This is a genomic window from Paenarthrobacter sp. AT5, assembly GCF_032764245.1.
GTDB lineage: Bacteria > Actinomycetota > Actinomycetes > Actinomycetales > Micrococcaceae > Arthrobacter > Arthrobacter ureafaciens.
The window spans coordinates 856,842-872,009 of sequence record NZ_CP136441.1; the positions used below are offsets into that span (position 1 = coordinate 856,842).

The 15,168-nt window shown below is 61.0% G+C and carries 7 protein-coding genes and 3 rRNA genes; all 10 read left to right on the forward strand.

What is annotated here, in order from left to right:
- Positions 1–3,648: a 1,4-alpha-glucan branching enzyme gene (locus RI444_RS04055; RefSeq protein ID WP_069695440.1), complete on the forward strand. Its 3,648-nt coding sequence runs from the start codon at positions 1–3 to the stop codon at positions 3,646–3,648.
- Positions 3,649–4,214: 566 nt separating this feature from the next.
- A 16S ribosomal RNA gene (locus RI444_RS04060) occupies positions 4,215–5,743 on the forward strand.
- Between the two features lie 558 nt (positions 5,744–6,301).
- Positions 6,302–9,462 (forward strand): 23S ribosomal RNA (locus RI444_RS04065).
- A 140-nt stretch (positions 9,463–9,602) separates the two neighbouring features.
- Positions 9,603–9,719, forward strand: a 5S ribosomal RNA gene (gene rrf, locus RI444_RS04070).
- Together the 16S, 23S and 5S rRNA genes form the textbook arrangement of a ribosomal RNA operon.
- An 89-nt stretch (positions 9,720–9,808) precedes the next feature.
- A complete protein-coding gene (locus tag RI444_RS04075; RefSeq protein WP_069696680.1) occupies positions 9,809–10,303 on the forward strand; it encodes an SRPBCC domain-containing protein in 495 nt (164 codons plus the stop codon).
- Complete coding sequence (locus RI444_RS04080) at positions 10,296–10,868, forward strand: GNAT family N-acetyltransferase (protein WP_242703145.1); 573 nt, start codon at positions 10,296–10,298, stop codon at positions 10,866–10,868. Before RI444_RS04075 ends, RI444_RS04080 begins: the two co-directional genes overlap by 8 nt.
- A gap of 103 nt (positions 10,869–10,971) precedes the next feature.
- Positions 10,972–12,321, forward strand: coding sequence for an FAD-binding oxidoreductase (locus RI444_RS04085; RefSeq protein WP_375338543.1), 1,350 nt, complete (start codon positions 10,972–10,974; stop codon positions 12,319–12,321).
- A 192-nt stretch (positions 12,322–12,513) separates the two neighbouring features.
- Entirely contained in the window at positions 12,514–13,851 is a 1,338-nt protein-coding gene (locus tag RI444_RS04090; RefSeq protein WP_021473766.1) for an MFS transporter, read from the forward strand.
- Between the two features lie 41 nt (positions 13,852–13,892).
- Positions 13,893–14,372 carry a pyridoxamine 5'-phosphate oxidase family protein gene (locus RI444_RS04095; RefSeq protein WP_021473765.1) on the forward strand — a complete coding sequence of 160 codons (480 nt, stop codon included), beginning with the start codon at positions 13,893–13,895 and terminating at the stop codon, positions 14,370–14,372.
- Between the two features lie 89 nt (positions 14,373–14,461).
- Positions 14,462–15,145, forward strand: coding sequence for a GntR family transcriptional regulator (locus tag RI444_RS04100; RefSeq protein WP_225740056.1), 684 nt, complete (start codon positions 14,462–14,464; stop codon positions 15,143–15,145).
- Positions 15,146–15,168 lie beyond the last annotated feature (23 nt).

The window sequence follows — 15,168 nt, forward strand, 5'->3', positions numbered from 1 at the left end:
ATGAGCAAGGGAACGTTGGACCCCTCAATTGAAAGCCTTCTGCGCGGCTGGCTCCCCACGAGGCGCTGGTTTCCGGTCAAGAGTCCGGAATTCGACCTGGAGCGTGTAGGTGGTTTCGCCCTCCCGGAACCGGGCGGGGCGGATGCAGTGGAAGTCCTGCTGCTTGCCGTCACCTACAAGACGGCCGACGGCGGCCCGCGGACCGACGTCGTGCAGGTTCCGTTGAGCTTCCACGGCCAACCGCTGGCGGACGCCCCCGAAGCTCTTATCGGTGAGGTGACGCAGCCCGGGGGTGGGCTCCGGCTGGTGTACGACGCTGCCTTCGATGAAGCCTTCATCAAGGGTTGGCTGGAACTCATGCGCGCCGAAAGCACAGCGGGAGAGGGGGCAGCACGCGGCCACCTCGCCGCCGGCCGCCTGACCCTGCCGGACAACCCGACGTCCGTGAAGGTGCTCTCCGGTGAACAGTCCAATACGTCCGTGATCGTGGACGACGGTGACTCAGCGTCCATCGTGAAGATCTTCCGGGTGCTCGCGGCCGGGAAGAACCCGGAAGTGGAGCTGGGCGCGGCCCTGACCGCCGCCGAAACCGGGGAAGTTCCGGCAACCCTCGGCTGGATCACCGGTTCGTGGCACGCGCAGGGTGAGGCTGCGGGAGGCGAACTCACGGTTGCCCACGAATTCCTCCGCGGGGGACAGGACGCCTGGCGACTGGCCGTAGAGGCAGCGGGTTCCGGCACCGACTTCACGGCCGAAGCCCACGGGCTCGGTGCTGCCACCGCCACGGTCCATGCGAGGCTGGCCGGGACCTTTGGGACTTTCCCCGGCCAGGAAAAGGGCCCGGCGATCATCGCAACGCTCGCACGGCGGGTCCGGGCCTCGTGGGCTGAGGCGGCAACCGCCGTCGGGCCTTACGACCAAAGGCTTGAAGAGCTGTTGGCGACCCTCGACGACAACGCCGTAGGCCAGCTGCAACGCGTCCACGGCGACCTCCACCTCGGCCAGATTCTCCGGGTTCCGGAGGCCGGAGGGAAGCCGGGACGCTGGGCCATCCTCGATTTCGAAGGCGAGCCGCTCCGGACCATCGACGAACGCAATATGCCGGACCTCCCGTTGCGGGACGTCGTGGGGATGCTGCGCTCCTTCGACTACGCCGCAGGAGCGGCAATCCGCGAAAACGCGGAAGCTGCAGTGCCCGACTCCTGGGTGGATGACTGCGCCGAGGCCTTCCTGGCCGGGTACGCGGAAGTCAATCCCGGAGCCATTGACCGCAGCTCACCGCTCTTTGTGGCATTGTGGCTGGACAAGGCCTTGTACGAGGTGGTCTATGAGTTGCGGAACCGGCCGGATTGGTTAGCCATCCCGGTCAACGCGGCACGGCACATCCTTGATAACACGGACCGCGGCACGCCCGCGGCTACAGCGGAAGGTAATGACATGACTGGCTCTGCACGCACCGAACGGCCCCGCGTTCCCCGGCAGGTGGACGCCGAGACCTTGGCCCGTGTGGCAGCCGGCGCCCACCACGCGCCCCACTCGGTCCTGGGCGCACACCTTGACGACCACGGCCACGTCACCGTCCGCTCGGTCAAGCACCTGGCCAAGTCGGTAACAGTGGTGACCGAGGCCGGGCGCACCCCCATGGAACACGAAGCCCATGGTGTGTGGGTGGCGGTCCTGGAGCCGCTCCAGCCCGGCCACGTGCCGGACTACCGTCTGGAAGTGGAGTACGACGCCGATTCCGTCACCGTTGATGACCCTTACCACTACCTGCCCACGGTGGGAGAAGTGGATCTGCACCTGATTGGCGAGGGACGGCACGAGCGCCTCTGGGACGTTCTGGGCGCGCATATCCAGAACTACCGCACGTCCTTGGGCGATGTGCATGGCGTGTCCTTCGCCGTGTGGGCTCCCAATGCGCAGGCTGTGCGGGTCATCGGTGATTTCAATGGCTGGGACGGCCGGCAGCATGCGCTGCGCTCGCTGGGCTCATCCGGTGTGTGGGAAGTCTTCATTCCGGGCGTTGTAGCAGGGGCGTGCTACAAATTCGAGATTCTGACCCGGTCCGGGCACTGGGTGGAGAAGGCAGACCCCCTTGCTTTCGGAACCGAGGTCCCGCCGCTGACTGCGTCCCGCGTGGTCGATTCCAGCTACCGCTTCAAAGATTCGGAGTGGATGGCTGCGCGTGCCGCCAAGGATCCGCATAACTCCCCGATGAGCGTCTACGAGGTACACCTTGGGTCGTGGCGTTTGGGCCTTGGCTACAAGGAACTGGCCAAGGAGCTGGTGGACTACGTCAAGTGGCTCGGGTTCACCCACGTGGAGTTCATGCCGGTAGCCGAACACCCCTTCGGTGGTTCATGGGGCTACCAGGTCACGTCCTACTTTGCCCCCACCTCGCGGTTCGGCCATCCCGATGAATTCCGCTTCCTGGTGGACTCCCTCCACCAAGCCGGGATCGGCGTGCTGCTGGACTGGGTTCCCGCGCACTTCCCGAAGGACTCGTGGGCACTTGCCCAGTTCGACGGCCAACCGCTCTACGAACATTCGGATCCTGCGCTGGGGGAGCACCCGGACTGGGGAACGCTGATCTTCGACTTCGGCCGGCGCGAGGTCCGCAACTTCCTGGTGGCCAACGCCCTCTACTGGCTGGACGAATTCCACATTGACGGTCTCCGCGTCGATGCGGTCGCCTCCATGATCTACCTGGACTACTCACGGGAAGAGGGGCAGTGGCGGCCCAACAAGTTTGGCGGCCGCGAGAACCTCGAAGCGATTTCCTTCATGCAGGAAGTCAACGCCACGGTGTACAAGACCCATCCGGGAGCCGTGACAATCGCCGAAGAATCCACTGCCTTCCCCGGCGTGACGGCACCGACCAACCACGGCGGCCTCGGCTTCGGGCTCAAATGGAACATGGGCTGGATGCACGACTCGCTCAAGTACATCGCCGAGGATCCGATCAACCGCCAATGGCATCACGGCACCATCACGTTCTCCTTGGTGTACGCCTTCTCGGAGAACTTCCTGTTGCCCATCAGCCATGACGAGGTAGTGCACGGGAAGGGTTCCATGCTGCGCAAGATGCCGGGCGACCGGTGGCAGCAGCTGGCCAACCTGCGTGCCTTCTTTGCGTACCAGTGGGCACACCCGGGCAAGCAGCTCATCTTCATGGGCACGGAATTCGGCCAGGAAGCCGAGTGGTCGGAACAGTACGGCCTGGATTGGTTCCTTGCCGACATCCCCGCGCACCGTGGGCTGCAGTTGCTGATCAAGGACCTCAACGAGCTGTACGCGGCTACCCCGGCACTGCATGTGCAGGACAATGACCCTGCCGGATTCCAGTGGATCAACGGCGGGGATGCCCAACACAACGTCCTCTCCTTCATCCGGTACGACCGTGAAGGCAAAGCCGTCGTCTGTGCAGTCAACTTCTCCGGCGCCCCGCACCAGGACTACGTTCTTGGGGTGCCGTCCGCCGGTGAGTGGACCGAAGTGGTGAACACCGATGCCGAAAGCTACGGCGGTTCGGGAGTCGTGAACAACGGCGTCCTGGAAGCGACCACTCCGGGTGCGGATGGTCAACCAGCTGCACTGAAGGTTACGCTCCCGCCGCTGGGCGCTTCGTGGTTCATGGTGGCTGAGTAGGACAGTCGCGCTTGTCCCGTTCATCGCGACCCAGGTCCGCGGTGACTGGACGTACTGCGTGATGGAGAAGGACCCTCATCCGATGGATGCGGGTCCTTTTCCTTGAGTTTGCAGGGATTTCCGCCGGAGCGGGACCGGTGCCCGCGGACGCTTTGCGTTCTGGGTGAAGCGGGGGTATAGTTAATTCCCGCGCTGGTCCCCGAGCGGAGATCGCGATCTGACAAGTTACCGCAAGGAAAACATCAAGTAGCCGCAAGGTGAAAAATGACGTCAGGATCGCCGATTTGACTCGGAGGAGTTCAGCGGGTAAGTTTGAAAAGTTGCTCCGGAGCGATCTGCTGGCCGTTGTGGTTGGTGGTGGTACTGCTTTGGATTAGTGACCTGTTGTTTGAGAACTCAATAGTGTGCCAAGTTTGTTGATACCGATTGTTTTTTGATTGGTTGAATTTTTGCCGGGCCATTGCGCACCCCCGTGTGTGGTGGTTTGGTTTTCAGCTGGTTTCAGATTTGCAGCTGCTTCTTGCCGTGATTTCCGGTGGGGGTGGTTGTGTTTCGTTTTTTGTTTTTGAACGGAGAGTTTGATCCTGGCTCAGGATGAACGCTGGCGGCGTGCTTAACACATGCAAGTCGAACGATGATCCGGTGCTTGCGCCGGGGATTAGTGGCGAACGGGTGAGTAACACGTGAGTAACCTGCCCTTGACTCTGGGATAAGCCTGGGAAACTGGGTCTAATACCGGATATGACTCCTCATCGCATGGTGGGGGGTGGAAAGCTTTTTGTGGTTTTGGATGGACTCGCGGCCTATCAGCTTGTTGGTGGGGTAATGGCCTACCAAGGCGACGACGGGTAGCCGGCCTGAGAGGGTGACCGGCCACACTGGGACTGAGACACGGCCCAGACTCCTACGGGAGGCAGCAGTGGGGAATATTGCACAATGGGCGAAAGCCTGATGCAGCGACGCCGCGTGAGGGATGACGGCCTTCGGGTTGTAAACCTCTTTCAGTAGGGAAGAAGCCCTCTTTGGGGGTGACGGTACTTGCAGAAGAAGCGCCGGCTAACTACGTGCCAGCAGCCGCGGTAATACGTAGGGCGCAAGCGTTATCCGGAATTATTGGGCGTAAAGAGCTCGTAGGCGGTTTGTCGCGTCTGCTGTGAAAGACCGGGGCTCAACTCCGGTTCTGCAGTGGGTACGGGCAGACTAGAGTGCAGTAGGGGAGACTGGAATTCCTGGTGTAGCGGTGAAATGCGCAGATATCAGGAGGAACACCGATGGCGAAGGCAGGTCTCTGGGCTGTAACTGACGCTGAGGAGCGAAAGCATGGGGAGCGAACAGGATTAGATACCCTGGTAGTCCATGCCGTAAACGTTGGGCACTAGGTGTGGGGGACATTCCACGTTTTCCGCGCCGTAGCTAACGCATTAAGTGCCCCGCCTGGGGAGTACGGCCGCAAGGCTAAAACTCAAAGGAATTGACGGGGGCCCGCACAAGCGGCGGAGCATGCGGATTAATTCGATGCAACGCGAAGAACCTTACCAAGGCTTGACATGGACCGGAAAGACCTGGAAACAGGTGCCCCGCTTGCGGCCGGTTTACAGGTGGTGCATGGTTGTCGTCAGCTCGTGTCGTGAGATGTTGGGTTAAGTCCCGCAACGAGCGCAACCCTCGTTCTATGTTGCCAGCGGTTCGGCCGGGGACTCATAGGAGACTGCCGGGGTCAACTCGGAGGAAGGTGGGGACGACGTCAAATCATCATGCCCCTTATGTCTTGGGCTTCACGCATGCTACAATGGCCGGTACAAAGGGTTGCGATACTGTGAGGTGGAGCTAATCCCAAAAAGCCGGTCTCAGTTCGGATTGGGGTCTGCAACTCGACCCCATGAAGTCGGAGTCGCTAGTAATCGCAGATCAGCAACGCTGCGGTGAATACGTTCCCGGGCCTTGTACACACCGCCCGTCAAGTCACGAAAGTTGGTAACACCCGAAGCCGGTGGCCTAACCCTTGTGGGGGGAGCCGTCGAAGGTGGGACCGGCGATTGGGACTAAGTCGTAACAAGGTAGCCGTACCGGAAGGTGCGGCTGGATCACCTCCTTTCTAAGGAGCTGCTAACGGCGTCCGGGTCTGCCTGCATGGGCGGGTTCCGGGGTTGTCAGTGTTGCCCATTGCGCAGGCGTCTGTTCTGCGGTGGGTGCTCATGGGTGGAATATCAGCAAATCAAGTTTTTTGGCATGGCCTGTTGGTGGTGGTGTCCTGGCGTGAGTACGGCGGCCCTCTTTTCGCACTTTTGTGTGTGGGGGGTTGTTGGGAAAGCGGTCCGGGGTGTTGGTTGCCGGGTTGTGTTTGGCGCACTGTTGGGTCCTGAGGCAACAGGGCCTTTTTGCAGCAATGCAGGGAATCCTTGGTGTTTCTTGTTGTTCCTGCGGCCGGCACCCCCTCGTGTTTGTGTGGGGTGGGTGTGGTTGACGGGGTTGTTGTTTGAGAACTACATAGTGGACGCGAGCATCTGGACACATGGTCCTGCACTCTTTTGGGGGTGTGGGTTGTGTGTTCTAGCAATTTCTTTGATGAATGAACCTGGCCCTTTTGTGGTCGTGGTTCTCTCGAATTGATTGAGTGCATCAGCCGCAGCCTGTTTGGGTTGTGGTTTTGTGTGGTCAAGTTTTTAAGGGCGCACGGTGGATGCCTTGGCATTAGGAGCCGAAGAAGGACGTAGGAATCTGCGATAAGCCTGGGGGAGTTGATAACCGAGCGGTGATCCCAGGATGTCCGAATGGGGAAACCCCGCACAACGCTGCAAGGTGATTGTGTGACCCGTGCCTGAATTCATAGGGTGCGTGGGGGGAACGCGGGGAAGTGAAACATCTCAGTACCCGCAGGAAGAGAAAACAAGAGTGATTCCGTTAGTAGTGGCGAGCGAACGCGGATGAGGCTAAACCGTTCCATGTGTGATAGCCGGCGGGCGTTGCGTGGGCGGGGTTGTGGGACTTTCCGTGCTGGTTCTGCCGGACCGGTGGGGTGTGGGTGTGCGTATAGGTGAACGGTCTTGAAAGGCCGGCCAGAGAGGGTGTGAGTCCCGTAACCGTAATGTGTGGCACCGCCTTTGGAGAGGATCCCAAGTAGCACGGGGCCCGAGAAATCCCGTGTGAATCTGTCAGGACCACCTGATAAGCCTAAATACTTCCTAATGACCGATAGCGGACCAGTACCGTGAGGGAAAGGTGAAAAGTACCCCGGGAGGGGAGTGAAACAGTACCTGAAACCGTGTGCTTACAATCCGTCAGAGCATCTGCAGCCCTTCGGGGTTGTATGGGTGTGATGGCGTGCCTTTTGAAGAATGAGCCTGCGAGTTAGTGTTACGTCGCGAGGTTAACCCGTGTGGGGAAGCCGTAGCGAAAGCGAGTCTGAACAGGGCGTGTTCAGTGGCGTGATCTAGACCCGAAGCGGAGTGATCTACCCATGGCCAGGTTGAAGCGACGGTAAGACGTCGTGGAGGACCGAACCCACTTCAGTTGAAAATGGAGGGGATGAGCTGTGGGTAGGGGTGAAAGGCCAATCAAACTCCGTGATAGCTGGTTCTCCCCGAAATGCATTTAGGTGCAGCGTTGCGTGTTTCTTGCCGGAGGTAGAGCTACTGGATGGCCGATGGGCCCTACAAGGTTACTGACGTCAGCCAAACTCCGAATGCCGGTAAGTCAGAGCGCAGCAGTGAGACTGTGGGGGATAAGCTTCATAGTCGAGAGGGAAACAGCCCAGACCACCAACTAAGGCCCCTAAGCGTGTGCTAAGTGGGAAAGGATGTGGAGTTGCTTAGACAACCAGGAGGTTGGCTTAGAAGCAGCCATCCTTGAAAGAGTGCGTAATAGCTCACTGGTCAAGTGATTCCGCGCCGACAATGTAGCGGGGCTCAAGTACACCGCCGAAGTTGTGGCATTCACGCATTACCCTAGCCTTCGTGGTTCAGGGGTGTGGATGGGTAGGGGAGCGTCGTGTGGGCGGTGAAGTCGCGGTGTAAACCAGCGGTGGAGCCTACACGAGTGAGAATGCAGGCATGAGTAGCGAAAGACGGGTGAGAAACCCGTCCGCCGAATGATCAAGGGTTCCAGGGTCAAGCTAATCTGCCCTGGGTAAGTCGGGACCTAAGGCGAGGCCGACAGGCGTAGTCGATGGACAACGGGTTGATATTCCCGTACCGGCGAAAAACCGCCCATGTTGAACGGGGGATACTAACCACCGCCGGTCTTTCTTGTTGCGCCACTTGTGGTGTGATGGTTGGGCTGGTGCTGGGACCTGATCCCGGGAGGCAAGCGTATTAACAGGTGTGACGCAGGAAGGTAGCCGGGCCGGGCGATGGTAGCCCCGGTCCAAGGATGTAGGGTCAGGGATAGGCAAATCCGTTCCTGTGTGTTTCGAGCACGATCCTGAGATCTGATGGGACCCCCGCATGGGGGGATCCGGTGATCCTATGCTGCCTAGAAAAGCATCGACGCGAGGTTTTAGCCGCCCGTACCCCAAACCGACACAGGTGATCAGGTAGAGAATACCAAGGCGATCGAGAGAATTATGGTTAAGGAACTCGGCAAAATGCCCCCGTAACTTCGGGAGAAGGGGGGCCTGCCCCGTGATACAGACTTGCTTTGTGGAGCGGGTGTGGGCCGCAGAGACCAGGGGGAAGCGACTGTTTACTAAAAACACAGGTCCGTGCGAAGTCGCAAGACGATGTATACGGACTGACTCCTGCCCGGTGCTGGAAGGTTAAGAGGACCGGTTAGCCCCTTGCGGGCGAAGCTGGGAATTTAAGCCCCAGTAAACGGCGGTGGTAACTATAACCATCCTAAGGTAGCGAAATTCCTTGTCGGGTAAGTTCCGACCTGCACGAATGGAGTAACGACTTCCCCGCTGTCTCAACCATAAACTCGGCGAAATTGCAGTACGAGTAAAGATGCTCGTTACGCGCAGCAGGACGGAAAGACCCCGAGACCTTTACTATAGTTTGGTATTGGTGTTCGGAGTGGCTTGTGTAGGATAGGTGGGAGACGTTGAAACCCGGACGCCAGTTCGGGTGGAGTCATCGTTGAAATACCACTCTGGTCACTTTGGACATCTAACTTCGGCCCGTGATCCGGGTCAGGGACAGTGCCTGATGGGTAGTTTAACTGGGGCGGTTGCCTCCTAAAAAGTAACGGAGGCGCCCAAAGGTTCCCTCAGCCTGGTTGGCAATCAGGTGTCGAGTGTAAGTGCACAAGGGAGCTTGACTGTGAGAGAGACATCTCAAGCAGGGACGAAAGTCGGGACTAGTGATCCGGCGGTACATTGTGGAATGGCCGTCGCTCAACGGATAAAAGGTACCTCGGGGATAACAGGCTGATCTTGCCCAAGAGTCCATATCGACGGCATGGTTTGGCACCTCGATGTCGGCTCGTCGCATCCTGGGGCTGGAGTAGGTCCCAAGGGTTGGGCTGTTCGCCCATTAAAGCGGTACGCGAGCTGGGTTTAGAACGTCGTGAGACAGTTCGGTCCCTATCCGCTGCGCGCGCAGGAAATTTGAGAAGGGCTGTCCTTAGTACGAGAGGACCGGGACGGACGAACCTCTGGTGTGTCAGTTGTACTGCCAAGTGCACCGCTGATTAGCTACGTTCGGATGGGATAACCGCTGAAAGCATCTAAGCGGGAAGCTCGCTTCAAGATGAGATTTCCAAACACATTATGTGTGAGAGGCCCCCAGCCAGACCACTGGGTTGATAGGCCGGATGTGGAAGCGAGGACTAAAGACTCGTGAAGCTGACCGGTACTAATAGGCCAACAACTTACACCACACACAACACACTGCACGCGTCCACTATGTGGTTCCCAACCAACAACCCGGGAACAACAACACAACAACACAACTAAACAAGCACCACAGTTGTAACCACACACACTTCCCACCCCCACACAGGGGGACGGGTAACAAGGTTACGGCGGTCATAGCGTGGGGGAAACGCCCGGTCCCATTCCGAACCCGGAAGCTAAGACCCACAGCGCCGATGGTACTGCACCCGGGAGGGTGTGGGAGAGTAGGACACCGCCGGACATAAATTACACAGTGAGCCCCGACCACGACGGTCGGGGCTCACTGCATTTAAAACCCACCCCCGAAAACCACGGGTAGAGTTGGTGGTCATGGAAAGTCTTTTCAGCCACCCCACCCCTGACTCCACACCGGCCAACGCAGGTGGGGAGGACCTGGAGCCGTTGGTATTCACTACCGTGGTGCCCACCACCATTCAGCACGCATTCATGGGATTCACGGACCACCCGCACCTGTGGTGGCCCATGGCCGAACACAGCGTCTACGGGGCCGGCTCGCATGTGGAATTTGAGGAGAACATGATCCTCGAGACAGCCGAGGACGGCCGCACGTCGGTCTGGGGCACCATCGACGACTGGCAGCCCCCAATGTCCTTCCACACCAGTTGGTACCCTGCCAGCACCCCGCTCTGGTCTACTGAGATTCTGGTAGCCTTCAGGGCCGTTGACGGGGGAACCGAAGTGCGCCTTGTGCACGATGGTTGGGAGGGCGCTGAAGACCCCAAAGCTACGCGCGAATCCTACGCTGAAGGATGGCCGGGCGTCCTGGCGAACTACTCACGGTTCATGGGCGGAGCCGTTGCCTAGCGCGGGTGCATCCACGGCCGGGATCAGACGGCTCACTGCCGGCGACTGGCAGCAATTGAAAGCCGTGCGGTTGGAAATGCTGGCCGATACTCCCATGGCGTATATCGAGAGCCTGGATGCGGCGCGGCGGCAAACCGATGCGCAGTGGCAGGAACGGGCCAAGGCGATGTCGGGAGACGGAAGCGTCACCTTGATCGCGGAGGAAAACAACCCCGCCCGCCGGATCAGCGGCCTCATGCGCGTAGCCCTGACGCATCCGCAAAAGGTGGGGAATTCACTGCACGCAGTGTTGATCAGCGTCTACGTGGCACCGGAATACCGGGGGCTGGGCTTGGCTGACGAGCTGCTGGTGGCGTGCTGCGATGCAGCTGCCCATGACTTGGGGGCCCACGTGCTGGAGCTCGGCGTCCACGAGGACAATGCCCGCGCGCTGTCTTTCTATCAACGCCATGGTTTCTCACTGACGGGGGAGTCCAAGCCCTTCCCCCAGGACAAGACCAAACGTGAGCTGATCATGGAGCGTCGGCTGACCATGAGCGAAAGGAACACCGACCTTGGCGGATGAAACGGCTATTTCCGGAACCACGGAGGAAAGCATTAGAGGCCGCGCAGCCGTGGACAAAGCTTCGGCGGTACGGGCGCCGGAGGATCGGGATTTCGTGGAACAGCTGGGATCCGGCCTGGCACCATCCCAGCTGGCCGAGGACGAGGCAACACTGACGGTCTACTCCGCAGACCAAGGCCCGCTGCTCGAACGTCACTTGCCACTCGCCGTCGTATGGGCTGAATCGGTGCAGGACGTCCAGCACATTGTCCGTACGTGCTCCGCGCACAGGGTTCCAATCGTTGCACGCGGTGCCGGTACCGGCGTATCGGGCGGAGCCCACGCCACGCGGGGTTGCATCGTCCTCAGCTTGGAACGGATGAAGCGGATCCTTGACCTGAACCCGGATGACGAGACCGCCGTCGTCGAACCCGGCGTCATTAACGCGGAGCTGAACGCTGCTGCCGCTGCGCACGGGCTCATGTATGCGCCGGACCCGGCGAGTTACAAGATGTCCACGATTGGCGGCAACGTGGCGACGAACGCCGGCGGCCTGAGGTGTGCAAAGTATGGCGTGACGCGTGATTCTGTTCTTGCCCTGGACGTCGTCATGGCAGACGGCTCCCTCCTGCATACCGGGCACCAGACGTTCAAAGGCGTGGCAGGCTATGACCTCACGGCGCTGATGGTGGGCTCTGAAGGCACATTGGGGATAGTGGTGGGCGTGACGGTCCGCCTCAAGTACTTGCCCCACGAGGTCCACACCATTGCGGCTTTCTACCAGGATTTCCGCAGCGCAGCTGCCGGGGTGCTGGCGGTCGGCAAAGCGCGGGTGCAGCCGGCCATCATGGAGTTGCTGGATAACGGAACCTTGGAGCAACTGGACGCACTGCACGGCTCGGACCTGCAGAAGCGCGGGAAGTCGTTGTTGCTGATTCAGACCGACGGCTTTGGGGCGGCCGCTGAGGCGGCTGTGGTCCGGCAGGTCCTTGCCGATGGCGGCGCTACAGTCACCATGGAAGCCAGCGCGGAAGCGGAAATGTTGGTAGAGCTGCGCCGCAACAGCCGCGGCGTGGAGGTCGACGACGAGTTCCGCGTGGGCGAGGACATTGCCGTTCCGCGCTCGAAGCTGGTGGAGTTCGTCGCATCGCTCGAGGCCATGGCCGTCCGCCACCGGGTCCGGCTCAAGGTGGTAGCCCACGCCGGCGACGGCAACCTGCATCCGACGTTCTGGATGGACCGCGTGGACGACGCTACAGACGCCGACGCCTTGGTGCGGCTCAACGCGGCCCTGGATGAGTCCATCCGGGTAGGCCTGGAGATGGGTGGGACCATCACCGGGGAACACGGAGTAGGCCAATACAAGCTCCGTTGGCTGGGGCTGGAGCAGCCTGAACCTGTGCGTGAACTGCAGCGCAGGATCAAGGAGCTGTTCGACCCCGCAGGGATCCTGAACCCCGGAAAGGCCATTTAGCCATCTAGGCTTTTGGTATTCCAATAATCTCGATCTGCGTTTTCGGTCATGTTTCGCCGCGCTTTATCAGCGGTTTACTTTGACGTCTTGGCGTCCTATTCTATTTTGGTATACCAAAATACCGAAGAGGGGATGGATGTGGGAGAAAAGCGCCGAGCCGTACAGGGAAGAAGTCCAAGACTGAAGACGGTCATGGTGCTGCTGGCCCTGGTGCTGGTGTCCATCAACCTCCGGCCAGCTATCACCACAATCGCCGGAGTGATGAACCAGCTCGAGGATGCCTTCCAGCTGGGTCCGCAATGGCTGCCCCTCCTGGGCACGCTCCCGGTCCTTGCCTTCGGCGTATCAGGGCCCATCGGGCCTTGGCTGGCCCGGCGTCTCGGCGCTGGGCGCGCCGTGGCAGTCGCCCTGCTGGTACTGGCTGCGGCGCTCATTGTGCGGGCCACTGTCCCGGCGCTCCTTTTGCCCGGAACCTTCCTGTGCGGCATGGCGATTATGACGGCCAGCGTGTTGGTTCCCCAGATCGTCAAGACCAACCGCGGCACGGGCTGGTGGACGGGCCTCTGCGCCCTGGGGTTTGGACTCGGTGCAGCCTTGGGCGCCGGACTCGTCCGGCCCTTGGAACATGCCTTGGGCGGCAGCCTCGGTGGGGCACTCGCCGTATGGGCCGTGCCCGCTCTGTTGGGCGCCTTCCTGATACAGCGCTCGGGAGGAGGCCCGACGTCGGCACCGGCCGCAGCGGGCAATGTCACCTCGGCGGGGAATGCCGCCTCGGCTGGCAATGCCACCTCAGCGGGCAATGCCACCTCAGCGGCCGGGGAAGCTGCGGCGCTGACGCCGGATTCGCCGTCGTCGGCTGTCGCGCCCAGTGCTGTGGTGCCCAATGCTGTTGTTCCACTGCGTAAGCAGCGCACGGCCTGGGCCGTGACAGCGTTCTTCGGGTTGCAGGCAATGCTCTACTTCGCCATCACGTCCTGGCTGGCCGTTTTCCTTGTCTCCGAGGGACTCTCCTCCGTGGATGCCGCAGCGTTGCTGGCGTGGTTCAGCCTGGCCGGCCTTCCGGCGAGCCTGCTGGCTCCTGTCCTGGCCGGAAAGCCCAAGGTCCTTCGGGTTCTGGGACCAGGTTTGGGCCTTTCCGTCGCAGTGGCGCTCATTGGTGTCCTGGTAGCTCCGTCCGGGGCCCAGTTCTTCATGGTCGGCGTGCTGGGCGTGGTCCAGAGTGCCGGCTTCGGGCTGGCCATGGCCTTGGTGGTCATACGTTCAGCGGGACCGTTGACAGCCGGCCGGCTTTCCGCGATGAGCCAGGGCTTCGGCTTTGCCCTGGCCTCCCTGGGCCCTCTTGCTGCGGGGCTGCTGCACACCTGGTCGGGCGGTTGGGAGGCTCCCTTCCTGGCCATGGCGGGTGAAGCGCTGGTCTTGGCGGCAGCCGGATACCTGGCGATTCGCGGGCCGCTGGTGAGCATTGAAACCCCCAAAGCAACCGCGAAGGACAACCCGGGCCAAAGCTCCACACCTGAGCTTGTTCCGTAAAGCTGCTGGTCGCGGCCGGGTGCCCAGCGTATTCTCGGCGTATGAACACACCTGGGACCAACAAACCGAACTCCGCGACCGAAATCCTTGAAGTGAACGAATGCTGGGAACTCCTGCGGGGAGTTTCCGTTGGCCGGTTGGCCGTGTGGGTGGACGACCACCCGGACATCTTCCCCGTCAACTACAAAGTTGACCACGGAAGCCTGGTGTTCCGTACAGGGGAAGGCACCAAGCTCCACGCCGCACTCAGCGATACTCCGGTGGCCATTGAGGCGGACGGAGTCAACCCTGACACCGGCGTCGCCTGGAGCGTGGTGGCCAAAGGAAGGGCGTCCGCAGTGAAATTGACGCAGGACGTCCTGGATACCATCGGACTCCTGCTGTTCCCATGGGAAGCAGGCCAGAAGGACCAGTTCATCAGGATTACGCCCAACAGCGTGACCGGGCGGCGTTTCAAAGTGACCCCTCCTGCGACGTGGTGGACTCCCTTGGACGATGCTCCCACCGCCAGCGCCGAGTAGCTGTTTCCACCCGTGTATGCTCGGTTGGAGCGCTGACCGGTGCCGTCCGGCGAACTCGGTTGGGCGCCGGCATGAAGGGGAGTTCCACAGTGGCAGAGGCTGGTCCGGAAAACGGCAACGTCCGCGATGACGAGGCCCGCGCGGAGTACGTATACCAACTGGTGCTCGAAGGCATCGTGTCAGGGTCCTTCGCCCAGGGTTCCCGGCTGCGGGAACGTGAACTCTCGGACATGTACAGCGTCTCGCGCATCCCCGTCCGGGAAGCCATCCAGCGGCTGGAACAGGACGGGTTCGTGGCCACCTTCCCGCGACGCGGCGCGGTGGTACGCCAACTCACCCTGACGGACGTCAATGAGCTCTTCGACGTCCGCCTGTGCCTGGAAACCTTCGCCGCCAGGGAAGCGGCCGCCCGCGTTGCCGAGGGTGGCGACGGCGGCCGCCTCGGGGAACTCATGGAAGCATCCAAAGCTGCCATCGACGAGGACCGTACCGACGACGTCGTCCTCATCAGCGCGGAACTGCACGCGGAGATCGTCCGCCTTTCAGGCAACCGCCTCCTGATGGAGTCCGTGAAGCCCTTGTTTGGACGCATGCGCTGGATCTTCGGCCTGGCGCACAACCGCAGCAACGAACTCCAACGGGAAGAACACACCCAGCTGTGCAACGCGATCCTCAACGGCCGTCCCGAGCTCGCTTACTCGCTGGCCTACTCCCACATAGAGCTGGGCCGCGAGCCCGTGTTGGCCGGGCTCGCGGAAACCCTGGAACCATAAGGTGCCGGAGGGCGCCGTGCGTT